General features: G+C 65.5%; 23 protein-coding genes and 1 tRNA gene. 14 read left to right on the plus strand and 10 right to left on the minus strand.

Annotated elements, in window-relative coordinates; translation table 11 throughout:
• Positions 1 to 37: 37 nt before the first annotated feature.
• On the plus strand, positions 38 to 1,363 hold the full coding sequence (locus tag EGM87_RS08315; protein WP_044662557.1) for a dihydroorotase: 1,326 nt from the start codon (positions 38 to 40) through the stop codon (positions 1,361 to 1,363).
• On the opposite strand, the gene rarD is transcribed toward EGM87_RS08315, so the two are convergent.
• Both rarD and EGM87_RS08325 read right to left on the minus strand, forming a co-directional pair.
• Positions 1,360 to 2,226, minus strand: a complete 867-nt coding sequence (rarD, locus tag EGM87_RS08320) for an EamA family transporter RarD (RefSeq protein ID WP_076605722.1) — start codon at positions 2,224 to 2,226, stop codon at positions 1,360 to 1,362. The genes EGM87_RS08315 and rarD overlap by 4 nt on opposite strands.
• Positions 2,227 to 2,267: 41 nt before the next feature.
• Positions 2,268 to 2,489: a hypothetical protein gene (locus tag EGM87_RS08325; RefSeq protein WP_044662558.1), complete on the minus strand. Its 222-nt coding sequence runs from the start codon at positions 2,487 to 2,489 to the stop codon at positions 2,268 to 2,270.
• Between the two features lie 160 nt (positions 2,490 to 2,649).
• Between EGM87_RS08325 and EGM87_RS08330 the strand changes: the two genes are divergently transcribed.
• Positions 2,650 to 3,345, plus strand: coding sequence for a hypothetical protein (locus tag EGM87_RS08330; RefSeq protein ID WP_044662559.1), 696 nt, complete (start codon positions 2,650 to 2,652; stop codon positions 3,343 to 3,345).
• Positions 3,346 to 3,402: 57 nt separating this feature from the next.
• Here EGM87_RS08330 and EGM87_RS08335 read toward each other — a convergent pair whose 3' ends face one another.
• From EGM87_RS08335 to thyA, 4 genes are all read right to left on the minus strand, one after another.
• On the minus strand, positions 3,403 to 4,689 hold the full coding sequence (locus EGM87_RS08335; protein ID WP_044662560.1) for a dihydrolipoamide acetyltransferase family protein: 1,287 nt from the start codon (positions 4,687 to 4,689) through the stop codon (positions 3,403 to 3,405).
• 9 nt (positions 4,690 to 4,698) lie between these two features.
• Positions 4,699 to 5,703, minus strand: coding sequence for an alpha-ketoacid dehydrogenase subunit beta (locus EGM87_RS08340; protein WP_025550931.1), 1,005 nt, complete (start codon positions 5,701 to 5,703; stop codon positions 4,699 to 4,701).
• Positions 5,704 to 5,753: 50 nt separating this feature from the next.
• Positions 5,754 to 7,049 (minus strand): 3-methyl-2-oxobutanoate dehydrogenase (2-methylpropanoyl-transferring) subunit alpha, encoded by a 1,296-nt coding sequence (locus EGM87_RS08345; RefSeq protein ID WP_044662561.1) that lies wholly within the window; start codon positions 7,047 to 7,049, stop codon positions 5,754 to 5,756.
• Positions 7,050 to 7,156: 107 nt separating this feature from the next.
• Positions 7,157 to 8,092, minus strand: a complete 936-nt coding sequence (thyA, locus tag EGM87_RS08350) for a thymidylate synthase (RefSeq protein WP_044662562.1) — start codon at positions 8,090 to 8,092, stop codon at positions 7,157 to 7,159.
• 156 nt (positions 8,093 to 8,248) lie between these two features.
• On the opposite strand from thyA, the gene EGM87_RS08355 reads away from it, so the two are divergent.
• From EGM87_RS08355 to EGM87_RS08370, 4 genes are all read left to right on the plus strand, one after another.
• Entirely contained in the window at positions 8,249 to 8,542 is a 294-nt protein-coding gene (locus EGM87_RS08355; RefSeq protein ID WP_044662563.1) for a JAB domain-containing protein, read from the plus strand.
• A 104-nt stretch (positions 8,543 to 8,646) separates the two neighbouring features.
• Positions 8,647 to 8,723: transfer RNA gene (locus EGM87_RS08360), tRNA-Pro, on the plus strand.
• 58 nt (positions 8,724 to 8,781) lie between these two features.
• Positions 8,782 to 9,276 carry an Lrp/AsnC family transcriptional regulator gene (locus EGM87_RS08365; RefSeq protein ID WP_025550938.1) on the plus strand — a complete coding sequence of 165 codons (495 nt, stop codon included), beginning with the start codon at positions 8,782 to 8,784 and terminating at the stop codon, positions 9,274 to 9,276.
• Between the two features lie 66 nt (positions 9,277 to 9,342).
• Entirely contained in the window at positions 9,343 to 10,389 is a 1,047-nt protein-coding gene (locus EGM87_RS08370) for a LacI family DNA-binding transcriptional regulator (RefSeq protein ID WP_025550940.1), read from the plus strand.
• 125 nt (positions 10,390 to 10,514) lie between these two features.
• Here EGM87_RS08370 and purB read toward each other — a convergent pair whose 3' ends face one another.
• Entirely contained in the window at positions 10,515 to 11,828 is a 1,314-nt protein-coding gene (purB, locus tag EGM87_RS08375) for an adenylosuccinate lyase (protein WP_044662564.1), read from the minus strand.
• 255 nt (positions 11,829 to 12,083) lie between these two features.
• Here purB and EGM87_RS08380 point away from each other — a divergent pair, with 255 nt between their 5' ends.
• Positions 12,084 to 12,473: an EF-hand domain-containing protein gene (locus EGM87_RS08380; protein ID WP_044663177.1), complete on the plus strand. Its 390-nt coding sequence runs from the start codon at positions 12,084 to 12,086 to the stop codon at positions 12,471 to 12,473.
• A gap of 109 nt (positions 12,474 to 12,582) precedes the next feature.
• Here the strand turns inward: EGM87_RS08380 and EGM87_RS08385 are convergent, their stop codons facing one another.
• The 3 genes from EGM87_RS08385 to ku all read right to left on the minus strand — a co-directional run bounded on the left by EGM87_RS08385 (position 12,583) and on the right by ku (position 16,333).
• Entirely contained in the window at positions 12,583 to 12,771 is a 189-nt protein-coding gene (locus tag EGM87_RS08385; protein WP_044662565.1) for a hypothetical protein, read from the minus strand.
• Between the two features lie 160 nt (positions 12,772 to 12,931).
• Complete coding sequence (gene ligD / locus EGM87_RS08390) at positions 12,932 to 15,427, minus strand: DNA ligase D (protein ID WP_044662566.1); 2,496 nt, start codon at positions 15,425 to 15,427, stop codon at positions 12,932 to 12,934.
• 3 nt (positions 15,428 to 15,430) lie between these two features.
• Complete coding sequence (gene ku, locus EGM87_RS08395) at positions 15,431 to 16,333, minus strand: non-homologous end joining protein Ku (RefSeq protein ID WP_025548903.1); 903 nt, start codon at positions 16,331 to 16,333, stop codon at positions 15,431 to 15,433.
• Between the two features lie 138 nt (positions 16,334 to 16,471).
• Here ku and EGM87_RS08400 point away from each other — a divergent pair, with 138 nt between their 5' ends.
• From EGM87_RS08400 to pyrF, 7 genes are read left to right on the plus strand one after another with little or no spacing between them, the layout of a single operon-like run.
• Entirely contained in the window at positions 16,472 to 17,596 is a 1,125-nt protein-coding gene (locus EGM87_RS08400; RefSeq protein WP_044663178.1) for a fumarylacetoacetate hydrolase family protein, read from the plus strand.
• Positions 17,593 to 18,351: a D-xylose 1-dehydrogenase gene (xylB, locus tag EGM87_RS08405; protein WP_044662567.1), complete on the plus strand. Its 759-nt coding sequence runs from the start codon at positions 17,593 to 17,595 to the stop codon at positions 18,349 to 18,351. Before EGM87_RS08400 ends, xylB begins: the two co-directional genes overlap by 4 nt.
• 4 nt (positions 18,352 to 18,355) lie before the next feature.
• Entirely contained in the window at positions 18,356 to 19,228 is an 873-nt protein-coding gene (locus tag EGM87_RS08410) for an SMP-30/gluconolactonase/LRE family protein (protein ID WP_044662568.1), read from the plus strand.
• A gap of 22 nt (positions 19,229 to 19,250) precedes the next feature.
• Positions 19,251 to 20,663: a sugar porter family MFS transporter gene (locus tag EGM87_RS08415; protein ID WP_025548897.1), complete on the plus strand. Its 1,413-nt coding sequence runs from the start codon at positions 19,251 to 19,253 to the stop codon at positions 20,661 to 20,663.
• Between the two features lie 14 nt (positions 20,664 to 20,677).
• Positions 20,678 to 21,550, plus strand: coding sequence for an aldose 1-epimerase (locus EGM87_RS08420; protein WP_044662569.1), 873 nt, complete (start codon positions 20,678 to 20,680; stop codon positions 21,548 to 21,550).
• Between the two features lie 30 nt (positions 21,551 to 21,580).
• The gene (locus tag EGM87_RS08425) at positions 21,581 to 21,916 is read left to right on the plus strand and encodes a lipopolysaccharide assembly protein LapA domain-containing protein (protein ID WP_044662570.1); all 336 of its coding nucleotides are present in this window, start codon (positions 21,581 to 21,583) and stop codon (positions 21,914 to 21,916) included.
• A complete protein-coding gene (pyrF, locus tag EGM87_RS08430; protein ID WP_044662571.1) occupies positions 21,913 to 22,587 on the plus strand; it encodes an orotidine-5'-phosphate decarboxylase in 675 nt (224 codons plus the stop codon). The genes EGM87_RS08425 and pyrF overlap by 4 nt, the downstream gene beginning before the upstream one ends.
• The last annotated feature ends 7 nt before the right edge of the window (positions 22,588 to 22,594 follow it).

The following is a 22,594-nucleotide window of genomic DNA, read 5'->3' on the forward strand; positions in this document are numbered from 1 at the left end:
TCATATCCAAGCCCACCCCCAAGCTGGCGAGACCGACATGACTTTCGACCTTCTCCTCAAGAACGGCACCGTGCACACCCCCGGCGGGGCGGAAAGCGTGGATGTGGGCGTGCGCGGCGGCAGGATCGTCGCCATCGGCACGGCGCTGGGCGACGCGGGAGAGGCGATCGACTGCACCGGCCTGGACGTGCTGCCCGGCTGCATCGACAGCCAGGTCCATTTTCGCGAACCGGGGCTGGAGCATAAGGAAGACCTGGAATCGGGCAGCCGCGCCGCGGTGCTGGGCGGCGTCACCGCCGTGTTCGAAATGCCGAACACCAACCCCAATACCGACACCGCCGATCGCGTGCACGACAAGCTGAAGCGCGCCCATCACCGCATGTGGTGCGACCATGCCTTCTATGTCGGCGCCACCGCCGACAATGCCGAGCGGTTGAAGGAGCTGGAGCGGATTCCCGGCACATCGGGGGTCAAGATCTTCATGGGCGCCTCGACCGGCAGCCTGCTGGTCGACGATGACGACGCCCTGTCGCGCGTGCTGGCCAGCGGCACCCGCCGCGTCGCCATCCATGCCGAGGATGAGGCGCGGATGAACGCCCGCAAGGATCATCGCGTGGAGGGCGACCCGTCCTCCCACCCCGTCTGGCGCGACGATGAAAGCGCGATGATCGCGACGAAGCGGATCATCGACCTTGCCCGCAAGGCCCGCCGCCGCATCCATATCCTGCATGTGACGACGCCCGCCGAACTGGAATATATCGCCCGTCACAAGGACATAGCGACCTGCGAGGTGACGCCCCAGCATCTGACCCTGGCGGCGGAGGACGCCTATCCCCGCCTTGGCACCTATGCGCAGATGAACCCGCCGATCCGGTCCGGCGCGCATCGCGACGGTCTGTGGCACTGGCTGAACCAGGGCGTGCCCGACGTGCTGGGCAGCGACCATGCCCCCCACACGATCGAGGAGAAGGCGAAACCCTATCCCGGCTCGCCCAGCGGCATGCCCGGCGTCCAGACGCTGGTCCCGCTGCTGCTCAACCATGTGGCGGAGGGACGGCTGTCGCTGCGCCGCTTCATCGAACTGACCTCCTCCGGTCCCCAGCGCGTCTTCGGCCTGGTGGGCAAGGGCCGCATCGCCCTGGGCTATGATGCCGACTTCACCGTGGTGGACCTGAAGAAGCGCTGGACCATCGGCAGCGACTGGCTGGCTTCGCGCTGCGGCTGGTCGCCCTTCGAGGGCATGGAACTGACGGGCAAGGCCATCGGCACCATCATCCGCGGGCATCGCGTGATGTGGGAGGACGCACTGGCCAACCAGGCGGTGGGCGAGCCTGTCCGGTTCGAAGCGACCGAGTTCGCCTAAACCGTAGCCAGGCGATTGCGGCGGGCAGCGGTCAGGCCGTCCGCCGCGAACAGGATGAGGCTGAGCCAGATCAGCGCAAAGCTCGCCATCTGGCCCGCCGTCAGCTTTTCCCCGAACAGCAATATGCCGCACAGGAACTGCAGGGAAGGCGCCAGATATTGCAGCAGGCCGAGCGTCGCCATGGGCAGCCGGTGGGCGGCGGTCGCGAACAGCAGCAGCGGCGCTGTCGTTACCGCGCCGGCGGCAATCAGCAGGATGGTGGTCGGCATGTCCTGCCCGAAGCCGACGCCGCCATGCCCCGACAGCCAGAACAGATAGGCCATGGCCGGCGGCATCAACAGCAATGTCTCGACACCCAGCCCCACCATCGGCGCCACCGGCGTCAATTTCCGGATCAGCGCGTAAAAGGCGAAGGTCAGCGCCAGCGCCACGCTGATCCAAAGCGTCGTGAGGGCGGTCGCCGCCATGATGGCGACGCCGACCGCGGCTATTCCCACCGCCGCCAACTGCCCTCGCCGCAGTCTTTCGTGGAGCAGCAGCACGCCCAGCCCGACGGTGACCAGCGGATTGAGGAAATAGCCCAGGCTGGCGGCGAGCACATGCCCGGCGTTCACCGCCCAGACATAGGTCAGCCAGTTCATGCCGATCAGGACGGCCGATGCGGCGAGGGCCGAAAGAAGCCGCCGGTCGCGCAATATCGTAACCAACTCGACAAGGTTGCGCCGCATCAGCAATAGCGCCAGGATCAACAGCAGCGACCAGAGCACGCGCTGGCTGACGATCTCCACTGCATTCACATGATGCAGCAGCTTGAAATAGATCGGCAGCAGCCCCCAAGCGCAGTAGGCGGCCACCGCCGCGATGAGGCCGCGGCGAGCCGCCTGTTCCGATGGCGGGGAGGAATTCAGAGGATGCCTCCGCCCAGGAACAGCCGCAGCGCACCGAAGGCCGCCACGACCAGACAGAAATTGCGCCCGCCATTTTTGGTCGAGAACATGCCGACAAAAGCGCCCAGCAGCGCGACCGGCACCAGCAGCCAGTTGAGCGCCCCCAGCAGCGGAAAGACCGCTGGGATCATCAGGATCAGGGTGACGAGGCCGATCAGAGCTGCCAGGATATTGAGCATGGTTGCACAAATGGCGTGTCGGCAGGCCCAGGGCAAGGCGGACAGCCGGGCCAGTTGGCAGAGACTGGCCCGCCCCAGGATTGAATTTCCGGATTCACCAATATCCCTAACGGAAAATTAACCTTTGCTCTTCATCCCCTGTTTACGAAGGAGTGAAGCCATGCCGCCTGTTCGGTCTTTCTATGTTCTGGCGATACTTGTCGCCCTGCCGCTGGCGGGTTGCGGCAAGAAGGAGGATGATCTGAACGCGCTCGACGCCCAGCTCACCAATAATGCGGTGGACGCGCTCGCCAATCAGATCGTGGTCGATCCGCAGCTCGCCGGCCAGCCGCAGCGTACCGCCAAACTCCCTGCGCTGAAGGGCGAGGCCGCCGCTGCGCTGGCGGCATCCGTCAAGCTCGCCGGCGGCACGCTGCTCGCCACGCCTGCGCCGGACGAGGGGGAGGCCAAGGAATCCGAATCGTCGCTCGCCGCCGTCGCCAGCGAGCAGAAGAAGCCGGGCGGCAACGCCTTCTGCCGCGAGCGGCTCATCCATGGTGCGCAATGGGCCAGCCGTCTGCCGGAACCATTCACCGTCTATCCGGGCGCGCAGCTGACGGAAGCGGCGGGTGCGGAAAAGGACGGATGCACGCTGCGCGCGGCGACATTCGTGACCCCTGTCCCATGGCAGAGCGTGATGGACTTCTACTATACCCAGGCGCGCCGCGCGGGTTTCGATGCCGAACACAAGGTTATGGGCGGCGACCATGTACTGGGCGGCTCGCGCAAGGATGACGGCAGCGCCTTCCTGCTCCTGTTCGCGCAAGCGGCCGACGGCACGACCAGCGTGGACGTGCTGGCGGACAACGGCCGATAAGGGGGCCGGCAGCCCGGAGAAGGCCGCGTTCCGCCATCCCTCACCACCACCAATAGCCTAATCCGCGAACAGCAGGACAGGCGTTTCCAGCAACTTCCGCACCGCCTGGACGAAGCTCGCCGCGTCCCAACCGTCGACCACCCGATGGTCGCAACTGATCGACAGGTTCATGAGCTTGGCAGGCACCACTTCACGGCCCCGGAAGACCGGCCGCTCGATAATGCGATTCGGTCCGATGATCGCCACTTCCGGCCGGTTGATGACCGGCGTCGTCGCCACCCCGCCCAGCGGCCCCAGCGAGGTGAGGGTCAGCGTCGAGCCGGACAGTTCCTCCGACTTCGCCTTGCCCGTGCGGGCCGCGTCGGCCAGCCTTTTTATCTCCGCCGCGAGCTGCCAGACATTGCGGTCCTGCGCATCGCGGATCACCGGCACCATCAGTCCAGCGTCGGTCTGGGTCGCAATCCCCATATGCACGGCGCCATAGCGCGTCACCACGCCCGCCTCATCGTCATAGCGCGCGTTCAGCATGGGAAATTCGGGCAGAGCACGGCAGATCGCCACGATCAGCAGCGGCAGCAGAGTGAGCTTCGGCTTGTCGCCGCGATGGGCATTCAGTTGCTCGCGGGTTTCCTCCAGCGCAGTGACGTCGATCTCCTCGACATAGGAGAAATGCGGGATGGCGCGTTTGGAGGCGGCCATGTTCTCCGCGATGCGGCGGCGCAGGCCGATGACCTTGACCTCCTCGTCGGCGCGCCTTCCTGAGCGCCCGGCCGGCCGATAGCCCTGCCCCGATCCGTAAAGGAGAAAGGCGTCGAGATCGGAATGGCGGATATGATCGCCGCCCGGCTTCACCTGGGAAAGGTCGATGCCCAGTTCCCTGGCGCGGGCCCGAACGGCGGGCGAAGCCAGCACATCGGCCTTCGCAGCCGTCCTCCCCTGCTGGGAGACGTTAGCGGAGGGCATGGGCGCGGCCGGCCTTTCCTCAGCAACGGCTGGGGCAGGATCGCCCCGCTCGCCGCCCTCCCCCGCCGCTTCAGGCAGGGGCGCCGTGATCGCGGGCGGCGGAGCTGCCTCGACGTTGGGAGCAGAGGCTTCGCCCTCTCCTTCCGTCTCGATCTCCACCAGCATGGAACCGATGGCGATCTGCTGTCCCGGCTCCCCGGCCAGCCGGACCACCGTGCCGGCAACCGGCGATTCCATTTCCACCGTCGCCTTGTCGGTCATCATGTCGGCGATCGGCTGGTCTTCCTCGACCCGGTCGCCGACCTTCACATGCCAGCCGACGATCTCCGCTTCCGCAATGCCTTCACCGATGTCCGGCAACCTGAACGTAAAAAGCGCCATGACAGCCCCTCAATCCTTCAAAATCTTGTTGATGGCCTCGCGAATTCGCACCGGGCCGGGGAAATAGGCCCATTCCAGACTGTGCGGATAAGGCGTGTCGAAGCCGGTGACGCGCTCGATCGGCGCTTCGAGGTGGTAGAAGCACCGCTCCTGCACCTGCGCCATCAATTCCGCGCCAAAGCCGCTTGTCCGCGTGGCTTCATGCACGATCAGGCAACGCCCGGTTTTCCGCACCGACCGCTCGATCGCCTGGATGTCCAGCGGCACCAGCGTGCGCAGGTCGAGGATTTCAGCATCCACGCCCATTTCGGCAACCATATTCTCGACCACATGAACCATCGTGCCATAGCAGATTATGGTCAGCGCCTCGCCCGCCCGCGCCACCCGCGCCTCGCCCAGGCTTATGCGATAATAGCCCGTCGGCACCTGCGCCTGCGCATGTCCCGCCCAGCTCTTGGCCGGCGCGTCGTAATGCCCGTTGAACGGCCCGTTGTAGATGCGTTTGGGTTCGAAGAAGATCGTGGGATCGTTATCCTCTATGGCCGCGATCAACAGGCCCTTGGCGTCATAGGGCGTCGACGGGATCACCGTCTTCACGCCCGACACATGGGTGAAGATGCCTTCGGGCGACTGGCTGTGCGTCTGCCCGCCGAATATGCCGCCGCCAAAGGGCGAGCGCACCGTCATGGGCGAGATGAACTCCCCCGCCGAGCGGTAGCGGAGCCGCGCCGCTTCCGACACAAGCTGGTCCAGCGCGGGATAGATATAGTCGGCAAACTGGATCTCCGGCACTGGCCTCAGGCCATAGGCGCCCATGCCCACCGCGACGCCGATAATGCCGCATTCGGTGATCGGCGTATCGAACACGCGATTCTTGCCATATTTCTGCTGCAAGCCCGCCGTTGCGCGGAAGACGCCGCCGAAATAGCCGACATCCTCGCCCATCACGACCACGTCGGGGTCGCGCTCCATCATCACGTCCAGAGCGCTGTTGATCGCCTGGATCATGTTCATCTGGACCGTATCACCGTGGGTTTCCGTAACCGCTTCGCTCATCATGTCGCTCACAGGCCGGCTGCCTTCCATTCGTCGAGCATCTGCTGCTGCTGCTCGCGCAGGTGCCAGGGCATTTCCTCGAACACATCCTCGAACATCGATTCCATCGGGTGGTGCAGGCCGTGGCCGAGGATGCCGTTCTTCTCTGCCTCCCGCGCCGCGTCGCGGACCGTTTCGGCCAGTTCCCTGTCCATCGCCGCATGCTGCTCCTCGTCCCAGATGCCGAGCGCGATGCAATGTTTCCGCAGCCGTGCGATGGGGTCGCCCAGCGGCCAGTGGCTCGCCTCGTCGGCGGAACGATAGGCGCTGGGATCGTCCGACGTGCTGTGCCCCTCGACGCGATAGGTGAAATGTTCGATCAGGGTCGGGCCCGCATTGGCCCGTGCCCTGTCGGCGGCCCAGCGCGTCGCAGCATAGACCGCCAGCGCATCGTTGCCGTCGACCCTGAGGCCGGCAATGCCATAGCCGATGGCCCGCGCCGCGAAGGTCGTCGCTTCGGCGCCCGCAAAGCCCGAAAAGCTGCTGATCGCCCACTGGTTGTTCACGACATTCATGATCACAGGCGCGCGATAGACGCTGGCAAAGGTGCAGGCGGAATGGAAGTCGCCCTCCGCCGTGGACCCTTCCCCGCACCAGGTCGCCGCGATCCGCGTGTCGCCCCGCGCCGCGCTGGCCATGGCCCAGCCCACCGCCTGCGGATATTGGGTCGTGAGGTTGCCGGAAATGGAGAAGAACCCCGCCTCCCGCGCCGAATACATGATGGGAAGCTGGCGCCCCTTCAGCCTGTCGCCCTTGTTCGAATAGATCTGGTTCATCATGTCGACGATGGGCCAGCCACGCGCGATCAATATGCCCTGCTGGCGATAGCTGGGGAAGCACATGTCGTCGCTGGCCAGCGCAGCCGCGGCGCCGATCGACACGGCTTCCTCACCCGTCGACTTCATGTAGAAGCTGGTCTTGCCCTGCCGCTGCGCGCGGAACATGCGCGCGTCGAACGCCCGGGTCAGCGCCATGGCCCGCAGCATCTTCAGCAGCGTTTCGGGCGGCAGCTTCGGATCCCAGGGGCCGACCGCCGCCCCTTCCTCGTCCAGCACCCGGACCAGTCCATAGGCAAGGTCGCGCATGTCGCCCGGCTGCGCGGTCTCGTCCGGCCTTGGCTGCGCACCCGCGGGCGGAATGTCGAAATCGCTGAAATCGGCGGTGTCGCCCGGCCTGAATTTCGGCTCCGGCACATGCAGCCGAAGCGGCGGCAGATTACGCCCCGCCCCTTCCATTCCGGCGTCCGAATCGATCCGGTCGCTCATCCTGCCTCCTTTTGTGCATTGCAATAATATTGCTCAGTGCAATTATTATATTACAACACCCGCAAAGGCAAGCCTTACTGACCCATTTGGCCGCGCCTCGTCCTCCGCTAGACGGCGACGGGGGCGGCGATATGCCTTTGCGGCGCATAATCGACCACTTCGAAATCCTCGATCCGATAGTCGAAAATGCTCGAAGGCCGACGGTTGATCCGCAATTTGGGGCTGCCCGCTGGAATTCGCTCGATCTGCTCCTCCACCAGCGCGGCATGGTTGAGGTAGAGATGCACGTCCCCGCCCTGCCAGACGATCTCGCCTGCCTCCAGATCGCATTGCTGCGCCAGCATCCGGGTGATCATCGACAGGCCGAAGATATTGAAGGCGAATCCCAGCCCCAGATCGCAGCTCCGCTGGAACAGCAGCCCGTTCAGGCGCCCGTTCGCCACCTGGAACTGATAGGTCATATGGCAGGGCGGCAGCGCCATGCGCGATACTTCCGCCACGTTCCAGCCAGTGAACAGCAAACGCCGCGATCCGGGACTGGTCCGGATCGCCTCGACCAGATCGGCAATCTGGTTATGTCCCTGCGCGGCCCGGCGGTAGAGCCCGTCCCCGACCTCCTCATAGCGCGGCCAATTCACCCATTGCGCGCCATAGACCGGCCCCAGATCGCCCCAACGCGCCGCGAAGGCCTCATCCTCGACGATCCGCGCCTCGAACGCATCGCGGTCGATCTCCTCGCCCGTGGCCCGGCGATAGCTGTCGAGCGGCCAGTCGGTCCAGATATGCACGCCCTGCCGCACCAGTTCGCGAATGTTGGTGTCGCCGGTCAGGAACCAGAGCATCTCCCGCGCCGCGACTTTCCAGTAGACCCGCTTGGTGGTGAGCAGCGGCACCGCATCGTCGGCCAGGGAGAAGCGCATCGTCGCGCCCAATATCGACCGCGTGCCCACGCCCGTCCGGTCGATCCGCTCATCCCCATGCCGCCAGATCTGCCGCATCAAGTCCAGATATTGCTGCTCATAATGGGGCGGGAAGGATGCCATGCGGACACTTTCATGATTCTGGCGAATGTCCCCTCCTGTAGCGAAGCGGCCCGCCGACGCCAAATGCTGCGAAACGGATCAAATTGTCCGCCATCCGGTCGGAAAGGGATCAGCCTTCCCCTACCGCTCACGCGGCGCAAGCCCATTCTGCCGCGCATGTGTGAATGCGTTTCCCTAAACCTCCTCGTCCTGGACGAGGAATGGCGCCCACTCCACCGGCTGCGCGCCGATCAGGACTGGCACTGCACCGTGGGCGCGCTGCTGCGATGGGAAAGCCATTGGCTGGCGATCGAACAGCAACGGCCGGGCAGCCCCCTTCCCCGCTGGGCCGACATCCGGCTGACCCGGACCCTGTCGAAACGCCTGCGGCCGATCGAGATCGCGCTGGCGGACCATGTGATCCACACCGGAAAAGGCCGTTTCAGCTTCCGCCAGGCGGGGCTTTTATAGGCTGCCCAAAAAAAACCGCATCGGCCGCTTGCCAGCCGGAAAAGCCGCCTCTATAGGCTGCGGCCTGCCCAGCGGGATCGCCTCGAAACGGACCCGCTATCGGTCGGGGAGTAGCTCAGCCTGGTAGAGCACTGTCTTCGGGAGGCAGGGGCCGGAGGTTCGAATCCTCTCTCCCCGACCATCATCCTTGTCGGAAAATGCGTGGCTTTTCGCGACAACCTGCTCCCACGGCGCAATCCATGAAAAATCAGCCGACGACGATCGAAATGGACGAGTTCGATCGGAAGATCGTCGCCGCCCTGGTCGAGGATGGCCGCATGACAGTCACCGATCTTGCCCAGACGGTGGGCCTGTCCAAGACGCCCTGTCAGGTTCGCCTGCGTCGCCTCATCGACACCGGGGTGATCCGCGGGTTTCGCGCCATCGTCGATCCCGCGAAGCTGGGCATGGACCATGTCGCCTTTGCGGAGGTGAAGCTGTCCGACACGCGCGAAAAGGCGCTGGATGAGTTCAATGCCGCCGTCCGCCGCATTCCCGAGGTCGAGGAATGCCATATGATCGCCAGCAGCTTCGATTATCTGCTGAAGGTGAGGACCGCCGACATCCGCCGTTACCGCGCCGTGCTGGGCGAGAAGATCTCCAGCCTGCCCCATGTCGCCAGCACCTCCACCTATGTCGCGATGGAAACCGTGCTGGATGCGGGCGGCCATCCCCGGAACAGGGGCCGCGCCTGACCGGTCCGGAAGCGGGTTGGAGGATTTTGCTTAGTATCGGGCGAGCTTCCCGTTACCATTACGCCCATGGAACCGAGAAGCTCTAGGCGGCAGCGCAACGCCCCTACCATCAATGATGTTGCGAAACATGCGGGTGTGTCGCCCATGACGGTGTCCCGCGTCATCAACGGCGAACAGATCGTGAGAAGCGCCACCAAGGAAAAGGTGGAAGCGGCCATCGCCGCGCTCAACTATTCGCCCAGCGCCGCCGCGCGCAGTCTGGCGGGCGGGGACGAAACCCGTATCGGCCTGCTCTACAGCAACCCGTCGGCCTCCTATCTGAGCGAATTCCTGGTCGGCAGCCTGGACCAGGCGAGCCGCAGCGGGGTCGATCTGGTGGTGGAGAAATGGGATGAGGAAACCGCCATCGACACGGTGGTCGACCATCTGTTGCGCGGCCGGATCAACGGAGTCATCCTTCCGCCCCCATTGTGCGATCATCAGGCCATGAAGGATGCGCTGAAGGCGGCGGACATCGTCGCGGTCGCGGTCGCCACCGGGGAAGCGCCCGCAGACATGTCGGCCGTCAGCATCGACGACCATGCCGCGGCGCTGGCGATGACGCGCCATCTGATCGCGCTGGGCCACCGCCGCATCGGCTTCATCAAGGGCCACCCGAACCAGAGCGCCAGCCAACGCCGGTTCGAAGGCTATGGCGATGCGCTGGCGGAGGCGGGTATCGAGCCGGACGAGACGCTGGTCGAGCAGGGTTATTTCACCTATCGCTCCGGACTGGATGCGGCGGAACGCATTCTGGCGCTGCCCGAGCCGCCGACCGCGATATTCGCCAGCAATGACGACATGGCGGCGGCGGCCGTCGCCATCGCCCATCGCAGCGGACTGGACGTGCCGGGCGACCTGACCGTCTGCGGCTTCGACGATACGTCGCTGGCGACCACGATCTGGCCTGAACTGACGACGATCCGCCAGCCGATCAGCGCCATGTCACGTGCCGCCGTCGAATTGCTGGTGCGGCAGATCAAGGCGCGCAAGGGCAAGTCGGGGGAAAAGCCTTCGCATCTGCTGCTCGATTATGAGCTGATCCGGCGGCAGTCGGACGCCGTTCCGCATTGACGGCTTTTCCGTCATGAGGGCCGGGTTCTAGCGCGGCAGCGATCCACCAGGGCTGCACCGTGCTCCTGCTTTCACAGGATCACGGAACCGGCAGGCCCGGCACGGCTTGCCGGGCCTGTTCGATCCTATTCCCCGAATACCCGGCGGAAGATCGTGTCGACCTGGCGGAAGTGATAGTCGAGGTTGAACTTCTCTTCGATCTGCTCCGCCGTGAGGGCGGCCGCGACGTCGGGGTCGGCCTTCAGCAATTCCATCAGCGATAGCTGGCCGTCCGATTCCCAGACCTTCATCGCGTTGCGCTGGACATAGCGGTAGCTGTCCTCCCGCGAGACGCCCGCCTGCGTCAGCGCCAGCAGCACCCGCTGCGAGTGGACCAGGCCGCCCATCTTGTCGAGATTCTTCATCATCCGCTCAGGGTAGACGAGCAGCTTGTCGATGACGCCCGTCAGCCGGCCCAGCGCGAAGTCGAGCGTGATGGTGGCGTCGGGACCGATATAGCGCTCGACCGACGAGTGCGAAATGTCGCGCTCATGCCATAGCGCCACATTCTCCATCGCCGGCAAGGCATAGCTGCGCACCATGCGGGCAAGGCCGGTCAAATTCTCGGTCAGCACCGGATTGCGCTTGTGCGGCATGGCGGAACTGCCCTTCTGGCCGGGCGAGAAATATTCCTCCGCCTCCAGCACCTCGGTGCGCTGAAGGTGGCGGACCTCGACGGCGAGCCGCTCGATGGAGGAGGCGATCACGCCCAGCGTGGCGAAGAACATCGCATGGCGGTCGCGCGGGATGACCTGCGTCGACACCGGCTCGATGGCAAGGCCCAGCTTTTCCGCGACATGTTCCTCGACGCGGGGGTCGATATTGGCGAAGGTGCCGACCGCGCCGGAAATGGCGCAGGTCGCGACTTCGGCACGGGCGGCGATCAGGCGCGCCTTGCAGCGGCTGAACTCCGCATAGGCCTCTGCCATTTTAAGGCCGAAGGTCACCGGCTCCGCATGGATGCCATGGCTGCGGCCGATGGTCGGGGTCAGCTTATGCTCATAGGCCCGGCGCTTGATGACCTCCAGCAGCTTGTCGAGATCCTCGATCAACAGGTCGGCGGCGCGGCTCAACTGCACGGCCAGGCAGGTATCGAGCACATCGCTGGACGTCATGCCCTGGTGCATGAAGCGGGCTTCGTCGCCCACCTGCTCCGCAACCCAGGTCAGGAAGGCGATGACGTCATGCTTGGTCACGGCCTCGATCGCGTCGATGGCCGGCACGTCGATCGCGGGGTTGGTCGCCCACCAGTCCCAGAGCGCCTTGGCCGCGGATGCCGGCACGACGCCCAGTTCGCCCAGCTTTTCGGTCGCATGCGCCTCAATCTCGAACCAGATTTTGAAGCGGGCTTCCGGCTCCCAAAGGGCGGTCATTTGCGGGCGGGCGTAACGGGGGACCATCGGGCGAATCCTGCGTGCATGAGTTGAATGTCGCTGCGCCGCCTAGCAGCACCGCCTTTCCGGGGCAAATCGACCGCAAGGACAGGGCAGGAAGCACCGCTTTCCCGTACTTCATCCCATTAATGGCAGGATCGGGCGGCGAAACGACGCGAATCGGAAGATGAGTGGAGCGGCATGAACAAAAAGTCAGGAACCACATGTTTTATCTGGCTATTACTCCATGTGAAATACGGACGATCGGTTCTGGAGCAGATGATGATCCGCGCATTTCTTCTGACGGGCGCCCTCCTGGCCGCAACGCCCGCCCTTGCGCAGGCGGGGGCAGCCGCGCCGCAGGAAGCCGCTCCGGCCTCGCCGCAGGGGAATGAGGCCCAGCCCGCGACGCCGGGCGATGCGGTCGCATCCATCGTCGATACGGAATTTCCGGCCTATGACCAGAATCATGACGGGCAGCTCGACAAGGCGGAATTTTCGCGCTGGATGGTGGCGCTCAAGGATCAGGAGCTGAAGGCGACGGGCCAGTCCCTTCCGCCCGCCGAAGTGACCGCCTGGGCCGACGGCGCCTTCGTCACCGCCGACGCGGACAAGAGCATGTCGGTCAGCAAGCCGGAACTGATCGCCTATCTGAGCGGCAGCGCGGCATAGGATAATTCCCCGTCCGAGCGGGGACAGAGCCCTGGAAGGGTCGCATCATGAGGCGGCATGGAGCGAAGGCCATGCCGCCTCCTTTTTTTCCGCTTTGCCGGAGGGAGCTTCAGCCCCGTTTCTTGTTCGCGTAGAGCAGCGCCGCGACGATGGCGGCCGATCCTATGCCGACGGCCGTTCCCATCCAGACCGCCTTGCCCGCCGATTTACGCGCTGCGGAGGCCATGTCGGACGTCTCGGCGGTGGAGGCAGGGGCGGCGGCGGCGCTATCGGGCGCTTCTTCGGTCGGCTTCGTCATGGTGATTCCCGATATGCAACAAAGCACAGGCGCAGAAAAGGCGAATGCGGCAAAAATCCGCCCAAGCGCCGTGTGGGACGCGGGAACCGACTCTCCCTTCGCACCGATGCGACAGCAAAAATCCGGAGCGTGCGGCCCCCGTCGGATGACGCAGGCCGCCCTAATGCGCCGGCAGCGGCTGATGCGCCTCGCCCCAGCCGCGCAGGTCCCGCGAAGAGGCGCGGTCCAGCAGGACGGCGGCATCCTTCACCGTGAAGTGCGCGGCGCTGTCGATCCCGTCCAGCTCTTCCCAGGTGACGGGGGCGGCGACGGAAGCCGGCTCGCGGGCGCGCACCACATAGGGCAGCACAGCCGTCGCGCCGCGCTGGTTGCGCAGCCAGTCGATGAAGATGCGGCCCTTGCGCTTCGCCTTGCTCATCGTCGCGGTGAAGCGGTCCGGTTCCTGGGTGGCGAGGGCGCGGGCGAAGCGGTCCGCGAAATCCTTGACCTCCGGCCATTGCGCCTGCGGCGTCAGCGGCACGACGACGTGGATGCCCTTGCCGCCGGACAGCATGGCGAAGCTGGTGAGGCCCAGATCCTCCAGCGCCCGCCGGATGTCCCGCGCGGCCTTCTTCACATCCTCAAAGTCCAGCCCCTCGTCGGGATCGAGGTCGAAGATCATGCGATCCGGCCGCTCCACATCCGCGACACTGGACCCCCAGCCATGAAATTCGATCGCGCCCATCTGGACGCAGGCCAACAATCCCTCGCTATCCTCGATATAGAGATAATCCTCCTCATTCCCTTCCTTCTCGCGGATCGGGACATGTTTGACATGATCGCCGAAGCTGCCGCTGTCATGCTTCTGGAAGAAGCATTTTTTCGCCCGGCCCTGCGGACAGCGGACCAGGCTGATCGGCCGGCGGACGATCCAGGGCAGCATCGCCGCGCCCATGCGGGCGTAATAATCGGCCAGCTCGCCCTTGGTGATCTTCGCCTCCGGAAAGATCAGCCGGTCGGGATTGCTGATCCGGATCGAGCTATGGGCTTCGGGCGTCGGCATGGCTTCCTCGCGTCGAACGTCGCCGGCTGCCTTGTCCTCGCGCAGGCCAAGGAAGCTGGCATGGCGGACGATATGCTCCGCCGTGAATTCGGCAAAGGCGATTTCAGCGACCAGATCGGGGCGGACCCATTGGGCGCCTTTGCTTTCGCTGCGCGGCACGCTGAGCGCGGCGGCCTTGCGCCCGCGCTTGCCCAGGGCGGCGATCAGTCCGGCGCTGTTGGCCGCGTTGAAGCCCGTGCCGACCTTTCCCGCATAGACCAGGCCATCCCCTTCCCGTTGGCCAAGCAGCAGGTTGCGGATGGACCGGCCGCTGGCGCTGCTGGGAGTCCAGCCGACGATGACGAATTCCTGACGGCGGGTGCATTTGACCTTCAGCCAGTTCTTCGTGCGCGCGCCGCGATAGGCGGCGTCGGCGCGCTTGGAAATAATCCCCTCCTGCCCGGCGCCGCACATGGCGTGGAACAGCTTTTCCCCGGCGCCGACGACATGATCGCCGACATGGACATGGGCGGAACCCTCCCCCAACAGGCCGGCCAGCTTTTCCTTGCGGCCGATATTGGGCATGGCGGTCAGATCCTGCCCGTCCAGATGCAGCAGGTCGAAGGCGAACAGGTGCAGCGCCGCCTTTCCCTCTCCCTTCAACACCTGTTGAAGCGTGGAGAAATCCGGATTCCCATCGCTGCCGGGGGCGACGATTTCGCCATCGATCAGGGCGGCGGGCAGGTTCATCGCCCCGATTTCCGCCGGCAACGGCGCAAACCGATCCGTCCAGTCGAGGCCCGACCGCGTAAAGATCTTGACCTTCCCGCCCGATACGGAAACCAGACAGCGATACCCGTCATATTTGATCTCGTGCATCCAGCCATTGCCCGTGGGCACGGCATCGACCAGCGTCGCCAGTTGCGGCGGCCGGAAGGCCGGCATGCGGCCCGTCCCTGCCTTGGCGCGCCTTTTCGCCGGGACGGCGCGGTCGGCCTGCGCCATCGCCGCGTCAAAGGCTTTTCCCCTCTTCCCCTTCAGCGACATGGGCGGCGTGCCGGCGGCGATTTCCGCCATGGTGCGACCGCTCCTGATGCTCGTCAGCTCGCGCGCGGTCAGTTCGTCCGCGCTGCCGGCATGGGCATCCTCGATCTTGCGCAGCAGCCAGTTTTCTCCCTTTTCCCTGCCCCGCGGCTTCAGTCGGATCAGCAGCCATTCGCCCCGCATCCGCTGCCCGTGCAGGATGAAATGGAGATGCCCTTTTTCGATGTCGCTCGCGCTCTTGCCCGGAACGGGTTCCCATGTGCCCTCGTCCCAGAGCATCACGGTGCCGCCGCCATATTCCCCCTTGGGAATGGTCCCCTCGAACGTCGCATAGGACAGCGGATGATCCTCCGTGCGGACGGCCAGCCGCTTGTCCGCGGGATCGATGCTGGGGCCGCGCGTCACTGCCCAGCTCTTGAGCACGCCATCCATTTCCAGGCGGAAGTCGTAATGCAGGCGGGTCGCATCGTGCTTCTGCACGATGAAGCCGTTGCCATTGCCGTGGCTGCGTCCGCGCTTGCCCGCCGGCTCGCGGGTGCGGGTGAAATCGCGCTTGCGGTTATAGGTGCTGAGCGGATCGGCATCGGCCATGGGTCAGGCCCGTTTTCGGCTGGCCGGCTTGGCGGGGGTCTTTCGCGTCGTGGCCTTGGCGGGCGCCTTGGCGGCAGGCGCCTTCTTCGCCGCCGGTTTCGCGGCGGAAGAAGCCGCGCCGGAACCGACCGACTTCTTGAGCGCCGCCATCAGGTCGATCACATTGCTGCCGCGCGGAGCCGCGCCCTCCTCTTCCTCCTCTATGACGCGGCGGCCCTTCGACTTCTTCTTCTTTTCGATCAGCCTTTCCAGCGCGTCCACATAGCGGTCGTGGAAGCTGTCGGGCTTGAAGGGCGCGGTCTTCTTCTCGATCAGCGTCTCGGCAAGGTCGAGCAGCTCCGCATCGGGCTTCGCATCCTCTATGTCGCGGAAATAGCTCTGGGCGCGGTTCACCTCATCGGCATAGCGCAGCGTTTCCAGAACCATGCCCCGGCCGCAAGGCTTCAGCGAGACGATATATTCCCGGCCCCGCATGGCAAGCTGGCCCAGCCCGACCTTCTTCGTCCGCCGCAGCGCCTCCCGCAGGACGATGAAGGCTTCCTCCGCCAGATCGTCGGCGGGCACGACATAATAGGGCCGCTCATAATAGAGGACATCGATCTCGCTGGCGTCGACGAACTGGGTGAGTTCGAGCGTCTTCTTGCTCTCCAGCTTCACCGCGTCGATCTCGTCGGGCTGGAGCAGCACATAGTCGCCCTTGGACAGCTCATAGCCCTTGACGATGTCCTCCGGATCGACCGGGCCCAGGCCGGGAACGGTCTTTTCATAACGGACGCGCTTGCCGCTGGGCTGGTGTATCTGGTGGAAGGCGATCTGCGCGCCGGACTTGGTGGCGGCATAGATCTCCACCGGAATGGATACCAGCGCCAGACGAATCTGCCCCTGCCAATATGCGCGAGCGGCCATGAGCGTGCTGCCTCCTTTTTCAGGAGGAAATGCGCGGGCGATGGGGCGGTTCCGCGGCTACGACTCCCAGCACCCTTGACTTCGACCGCCAGTCGTGGTGGTAGCGCTATCAATAACGGACGTTCTTAGGAGTCGATGATGCCGGGGGTCTCCACTTTGCTCGATTGCCTTCCCGCCGACTGGCGGTCTGGCCTGTTCCTTGGCCGCATGGAAACGGCGGAGGGCCCAACCCCCATATTGGTCGAAGGCGGCGTCGCCTATGACATGAGCCGCGTCGCCCCCACTGTCGCGCAACTGGTCGAAATGCTGCCTGCCGCCAGGACAGCCAATGGTGTAGCGCTGGGCGCGCTGAATAGGCTGAACCTGCCGCTGCTGAGCCCGGTCGACCTGCAATGCGTCAAGGCCTGCGGCGTGACCTTCGCCTTTTCCGCCATCGAACGGGTGATCGAGGAACAGGCGCGCGGCGAAGCAGGCGCGGCGGCGGAAATCCGGGCGCGGCTTGAGGAGCGGGTCGGCGGGTCGATCCGCGCCGTCGTGCCGGGTTCGGCCGAGGCGGCGGCGCTCAAGCAGGCGCTGATCGAAGACGGGCTCTGGTCGCAATATCTGGAGGTCGCCATTGGCCCGGATGCGGAGGTGTTCACCAAGGCGCCGGTGCTCTCGACGGTGGGCGCGGGCGCGGAGATCGGCATCCGTTCCGATTCCAACTGGAACAATCCGGAGCCGGAGATCGTGCTGATCGTCGATGCCGGCGGCCGGACCGTCGGCGCGACGTTGGGCAACGACGTCAATCTGCGCGATCTGGAGGGTCGTTCCGCCCTGCTGCTGGGCAAGGCCAAGGACAATAATGCATCCTGTTCGCTGGGGCCGCTCGTCCGGCTGTTCGACAATGATTTCACCATCGATGACGTGCGCAACGCTGTGGTCGAACTCACCATCGACGGCCCGGAAGGCTACAGGCTGGAAGGCACCAGCAGCATGAACCAGATCAGCCGCGATCCGCTGGAACTGGTGCGTCAGACGCTTTCCGAGCATCAATATCCCGACGGTCTGGCCCTGTTCCTGGGCACGCTGTTCGCACCCGTCCAGGATCGCGACGAACCGGGACGCGGCTTCACCCACAAGGTGGGCGACATCGTCGCCATCTCCACCCCGCGCCTGGGACGGCTGGTGAACCGGGTCGTGACGTCGAAGCAGGCGGCGCCGTGGAAATTCGGACTTGCCGCGCTGATGGCCAATCTCGCCAAGCGGGGCCTGCTCGCATGAGCGGCGCCATCTATCCCAGCCTGAAGGGCAAGCGCGTCTTCATCAGCGGCGGCGGCAGCGGAATCGGTGAAGGGCTGGTCGAAGCCTTTGCCGCGCAGGGAGCCAGGGTCGCCTTTTGCGACATTGCGCAGGAAGAAGGCCGGGCCGTCGCGGAACGGCTGAAGGACGCGGATTTCGCGCCCGTCTTCCACCCCTGCGACCTAAGGGACATCGAAGCCGTGCAGGCCATGATCGCCACGGTGGAAGCGCAGCTTGGCGGCGTCGACATATTGATCAACAATGCGGCCAATGACGACCGCCACGGCATCGAGGATGTCACGCCCGCCTATTGGGACGAGCGCATGGCGGTGAACCTGCGCCACCTCTTCTTCGCGGCGCAGGCGGTGGCCCCGGCGATGAAGCGCGCGGGCGGCGGGGTGATCCTGAACTTCGGGTCGATAAGCTGGCACCTCGCCCTGCCCGATCTGGTGCTGTACCAGACCGCCAAGGCGGCGATCGAGGGGCTGACGCGCAGTCTGGCCCGCGATCTGGGGCGCGACAATATCCGCGTCAACACCATCATTCCCGGCAATGTGAAGACGCCGCGCCAGATGAAATGGTACACGCCCGAAGGCGAGGCGGAGATCGTCGCCGCGCAATGCCTGGACGGGCGGATCATGCCGGCGGACGTGGCCGCGCTGGCCATGTTCCTGGCGTCCGACGACGCGCGCATGTGCACGGGGCATGATTATTTCATCGATGCGGGCTGGCGCTGAGGCTATGGCCCCGGTTCCGGAAAGCGTCCTCAGCGTCGGCGCGACCCTGGGCGAAGGGCCCGTCTGGGTGGCGCGGGATGCAGCGCTCTGGTTCGTCGACATCAAGGAGAAGCGCATCCACCGCTTCGACCCCGATCTGGGCGTCGCGCGCAGTTGGGACGCGCCGGGCCAGGTCGGCTGGATCGTTCCGGCGCAGGACGGATCGTTCGCCGTCGGGCTCCAGTCCGGCGTGCACCGCTTCGATCCCGATGCCGCCGGCTTCACGCTGCTGCACGCGCCGGAGGCCGACCGGCCCGGCAACCGGTTGAACGACGCCACGGTCGATCCGGCGGGCGGTCTCTGGTTCGGATCGATGGACGATGGGGAGGAGGCCGATAGCGGGCGCTTCTACAGGCTGCACCAGGGCCGGCTGACTGAAAGCGGTCTGCCTCCGGTCTCGATCACCAATGGTCCTGCTGTCTCGCCGGACGGCACGCTGCTCTATCACACCGACACGCTGGGCAGGCGGATCTGGCGGACGCGGATCGCGGCGGACGGCACGCTGCACGATACGGCGCTGTTCGCGGAGATCGAGGATGGCGCCGGCTATCCCGATGGACCGACCGTCGATGCGGAAGGCTGCCTGTGGACCGGGCTGTTCGCCGGCTGGGCCGTGCGGCGGTACGATCCGGCGGGCGGGCTGATGGCGGAGGTCCGCTTTCCCGTCGCCAATGTCACCAAGATCGCCTTTGGCGGACCGGACCTGTCGACCGCCTATGCCACCACCGCACGCAAGGGCTTGACGAGGGACCAGCTTCTCGCGCAGCCCTGTGCCGGTGATCTTTTCGCTTTCGATCCCGGCGCGCGCGGGCAAACATCCTATATTGCAGCCATCTAGAATATAAATCGGAGGAGCAGGAATGTCCGAAGGGAGTGCCGATAAGGTCAATATGGCCTTCATCGCCGCCATCGTCGCCGTGGCGACCATCGGCGGGTTCATGTTCGGTTATGACAGCGGCGTCATCAACGGCACGCAAAAGGGGCTGGAAAGCGCCTTCGACCTCGGCAAGCTGGGCATCGGCGTCAATGTCGGCGCCATCCTGGTGGGCTCCTCCATCGGCGCGTTCCTGGCCGGGCGCATGGCCGACCTGATCGGACGGCGCGGGGTGATGATGCTGTCGGCTGCGCTGTTCCTCGTCAGCGCGATATTGGCGGGGGCGGCGGGATCGTCCGTCATCTTCATCGTCGCGCGCATCGTCGGCGGCCTGGGGGTCGGCGCGGCGAGCGTGATCTCCCCGGTCTATATTTCCGAAGTCACTCCGGCGGCGGTGCGCGGCCGTCTCTCCAGCGTACAGCAGGTGATGATCATCTCCGGCCTGACCGGCGCGTTCGTCGCCAATTTCGTGCTGGCGCGCTATGCCGGCGGATCGACGGCGCAGCTGTGGCTGGGCTTTCCCGCCTGGCGCTGGATGTTCTGGCTCCAGGCCATTCCGGCCGCGATCTACTTCCTGGCGCTGCTGGTGATCCCGGAAAGCCCCCGCTATCTGGTGGCGCGCGGGCAGGAGGAGCGCGCCCAGGCCGTGCTCACCCGCCTGTTCGGCGCCGAAGCCGCATCGCGCAAGGTGGTCGAAATCCGCAACAGTCTGGCCGCCGATCATCACCGGCCCAAGCTCAGCGACCTGATCGACAAGGCCAGCGGCAAGATCCGGCCCATCGTCTGGACCGGCATCGGCCTGGCCGTATTCCAGCAGCTGGTCGGCATCAACGTCGTCTTCTATTATGGCGCTACCCTGTGGGAAGCGGTCGGCTTTTCGGAGGATTATGCGCTCCAGACCAACATCCTGTCGGGCGTGCTGTCGATCGGCGCCTGCCTTGCCACCATCGCGCTGGTCGACCGGATCGGGCGCAAACCGCTGCTGCTGATCGGATCGGCGGGCATGGCGGTGACGCTGGCGACCGTCGCCTATGCCTTCTCCACGGCGGTCACGGCGGCCGACGGCGCCGTATCGCTGCCCGGCAATAACGGCGTGATCGCGCTGGTGGCCGCCAATCTCTACGTGATCTTCTTCAACATGAGCTGGGGTCCGATCATGTGGGTGATGCTGGGCGAGATGTTCCCGAACCAGATCCGGGGATCGGGGCTTGCCGTGTCCGGCTTCGCGCAGTGGATCGCCAATGCGCTGATCTCCGTCAGCTTCCCGGCGCTGGCGGTCTCGCCCGGCCTGGCGATCACCTATACCGGCTATGCCTTCTTCGCCGCCGTCTCCTTCTTCTTCGTTCGCGCCCTTGTGCATGAGACGAAAGGCCGCGAGCTTGAGGACATGGTCGGCTGAGCGGCCTGATCGCCCTGAAGGCGGGCGCGGTGGAGGCCGTGCTCGCCCCCGCCGTCGGCGGATCGCTGGCGGCGCTTCGCTTCGCGGGGACGGACATATTGCGGACCGCTCCGGTCGACAGCAGCGATCCGTTGCAGATGGCGAGCTTCCCGTTGGTGCCCTATACCAACCGGATCGCCCATGGCCGCTTTCGTTTCGCCGGGCGCGACGTGCGGATGCCGCTCAACTTCGGGGACCATCCGCACAGCCTCCACGGCATCGGCTGGACCTCGGCATGGAGCGTCGCGGCGGCGGCGCAGGACAGCGCGCACCTCACGCACCGATATGACGGCGATGGCGGCTGGCCATGGGCCTATGAAGCGCAGCAGCATTTCACCCTGTCCGACCATGCCATCGAAATGAGGCTGACGCTGCGCAACATCAGCGATGAGGCCATGCCGGCGGGCCTTGGCTTCCACCCCTATTTCCAGGCGGACGAAGACACGTCGCTCCAGTTCCGGGCGGACCGGCTGTGGCTTGCGACAGCCGACATGCTGCCCGTGCGGCAGGTGGCGGCGGACGCGCTGGGCGACTGGTCGGCGGGCGCGCGGGTGCGGGGAAACAGCCTGATCGACAATGCCTATGGCGGCTGGGACGGCAGCGCCACCGTCCGGCGAGGGGATGGGACGCGGGTCGTGCTCAGCGCCGTGGGCGCGTCATGGTTCCATGTCTATCGCCCGCCCCTTTCCCCGGATTTCTGCCTGGAACCTGTCACCCACATGCCCGATGCCGTCAATCGTCCGGGGGGCATGGACAGCATCGAACCAGGCGCGGAAAAGACGCTTTCCCTTCGCATCGCCTTCCCTCCGTCCGACGAAGCGCTTCCGCAGCGCGACAAAATCGCCTAAGCTGCCCGCTCAGCAGCTATAGGAGCGTTGATGCAATTTCTGCGGACTGCCTTCTGGGTCGTCATCGCCGTCGCCCTCGCGCTATTCTGCGTCGCCAATTACACGCGCGTAGAAGTGAATCTCTGGGGCGACCTGGTCATGGAAACGAAACTGCCGGTCCTGCTGATCGGCGCCTATTTGCTGGGTGCGCTGCCCTTCTGGATCATGGCGCGGGCAACCCGCTGGCGCATGAAGCGCAAGCTGGAGAGTACCGAGCGCGCGCTCGTCGCGGCGACCGCCGCCCCCTCGTCTTCCACCCCTCCATCCCTCGCCGTCGCGGACAACAAGGCCGCGACCCCTACCCTCTCCACCACAGGACCAGCATGACCAGCCCCATCTATGTCGCCATCGATACGCCCGACCTGCGCAAGGCCCAGGACCTTGCGCAGCAGGTGCGTCATCATGTGGGCGGGCTGAAGCTGGGCCTCGAATTCTTCTGCGCCCACGGCCATCATGGCGTGCATGAGATGATGAAGTTCGGGCTGCCGGTCTTCCTCGATCTGAAGCTGCACGACATTCCCAACACGGTCGCCAAGGCGGTGCAGGCGCTGCATGTGCTGGAGCCTGCGATCCTGACCGTCCATGCCGCCGGCGGGCGCGCCATGCTGGAGGACGCGAAGGCGGCGGCAGGGGCCAAGACCCGGGTGGTCGCCGTGACCGTGCTGACCAGCCTGGACGATGGAGACCTGCTCGACATCGGCGTGGGCGGCAAGGCCGAGGATCAGGTGGCGCGACTGGCCGATCTGGCGCGCAGCGCGGGGCTGGACGGGATCGTCTGCTCCGGCGAGGAGGTCGCGCTGGCGAAGAAGGCGTGGCCTGACGGGTTCTTCGTGGTTCCGGGCGTGCGGCCGGCAGGCGGCGCGATGGGCGACCAGAAGCGCGCGGTGACGCCGCGCGAGGCGCTGGACCGGGGCGCCTCGATCCTGGTGGTCGGACGGCCGATCAGCCTGGCGGAAAAGCCGGATATTGCAGCGCGGGAGATAGAGGCGACGCTTTAGGCGGCCC

The organism is Sphingobium sp. RSMS (assembly GCF_005406185.4).
GTDB lineage: Bacteria > Pseudomonadota > Alphaproteobacteria > Sphingomonadales > Sphingomonadaceae > Sphingobium > Sphingobium fuliginis.

Coding starts and splice junctions, on each gene's coding strand:
- EGM87_RS08400 (WP_044663178.1), top strand. CDS start 16,472: ATGCCGGGGGTCTCCACTTTGCTCGATTGCCTTCCCGCCGACTGGCGG.
- EGM87_RS08365 (WP_025550938.1), top strand. CDS start 8,782: ATGAAAAATCAGCCGACGACGATCGAAATGGACGAGTTCGATCGGAAG.
- purB (WP_044662564.1), bottom strand. CDS start 11,828: ATGGTCCCCCGTTACGCCCGCCCGCAAATGACCGCCCTTTGGGAGCCG.
- EGM87_RS08330 (WP_044662559.1), top strand. CDS start 2,650: ATGCCGCCTGTTCGGTCTTTCTATGTTCTGGCGATACTTGTCGCCCTG.
- EGM87_RS08380 (WP_044663177.1), top strand. CDS start 12,084: ATGATCCGCGCATTTCTTCTGACGGGCGCCCTCCTGGCCGCAACGCCC.
- EGM87_RS08340 (WP_025550931.1), bottom strand. CDS start 5,703: ATGAACATGATCCAGGCGATCAACAGCGCTCTGGACGTGATGATGGAG.
- EGM87_RS08425 (WP_044662570.1), top strand. CDS start 21,581: ATGCAATTTCTGCGGACTGCCTTCTGGGTCGTCATCGCCGTCGCCCTC.
- thyA (WP_044662562.1), bottom strand. CDS start 8,092: ATGGCATCCTTCCCGCCCCATTATGAGCAGCAATATCTGGACTTGATG.
- xylB (WP_044662567.1), top strand. CDS start 17,593: ATGAGCGGCGCCATCTATCCCAGCCTGAAGGGCAAGCGCGTCTTCATC.
- EGM87_RS08345 (WP_044662561.1), bottom strand. CDS start 7,049: ATGAGCGACCGGATCGATTCGGACGCCGGAATGGAAGGGGCGGGGCGT.
- ku (WP_025548903.1), bottom strand. CDS start 16,333: ATGGCCGCTCGCGCATATTGGCAGGGGCAGATTCGTCTGGCGCTGGTA.
- EGM87_RS08335 (WP_044662560.1), bottom strand. CDS start 4,689: ATGGCGCTTTTTACGTTCAGGTTGCCGGACATCGGTGAAGGCATTGCG.
- EGM87_RS08370 (WP_025550940.1), top strand. CDS start 9,343: ATGGAACCGAGAAGCTCTAGGCGGCAGCGCAACGCCCCTACCATCAAT.
- pyrF (WP_044662571.1), top strand. CDS start 21,913: ATGACCAGCCCCATCTATGTCGCCATCGATACGCCCGACCTGCGCAAG.
- EGM87_RS08315 (WP_044662557.1), top strand. CDS start 38: ATGACTTTCGACCTTCTCCTCAAGAACGGCACCGTGCACACCCCCGGC.
- EGM87_RS08325 (WP_044662558.1), bottom strand. CDS start 2,489: ATGCTCAATATCCTGGCAGCTCTGATCGGCCTCGTCACCCTGATCCTG.
- EGM87_RS08410 (WP_044662568.1), top strand. CDS start 18,356: ATGGCCCCGGTTCCGGAAAGCGTCCTCAGCGTCGGCGCGACCCTGGGC.
- EGM87_RS08415 (WP_025548897.1), top strand. CDS start 19,251: ATGTCCGAAGGGAGTGCCGATAAGGTCAATATGGCCTTCATCGCCGCC.
- EGM87_RS08385 (WP_044662565.1), bottom strand. CDS start 12,771: ATGACGAAGCCGACCGAAGAAGCGCCCGATAGCGCCGCCGCCGCCCCT.
- ligD (WP_044662566.1), bottom strand. CDS start 15,427: ATGGCCGATGCCGATCCGCTCAGCACCTATAACCGCAAGCGCGATTTC.
- EGM87_RS08355 (WP_044662563.1), top strand. CDS start 8,249: ATGTGTGAATGCGTTTCCCTAAACCTCCTCGTCCTGGACGAGGAATGG.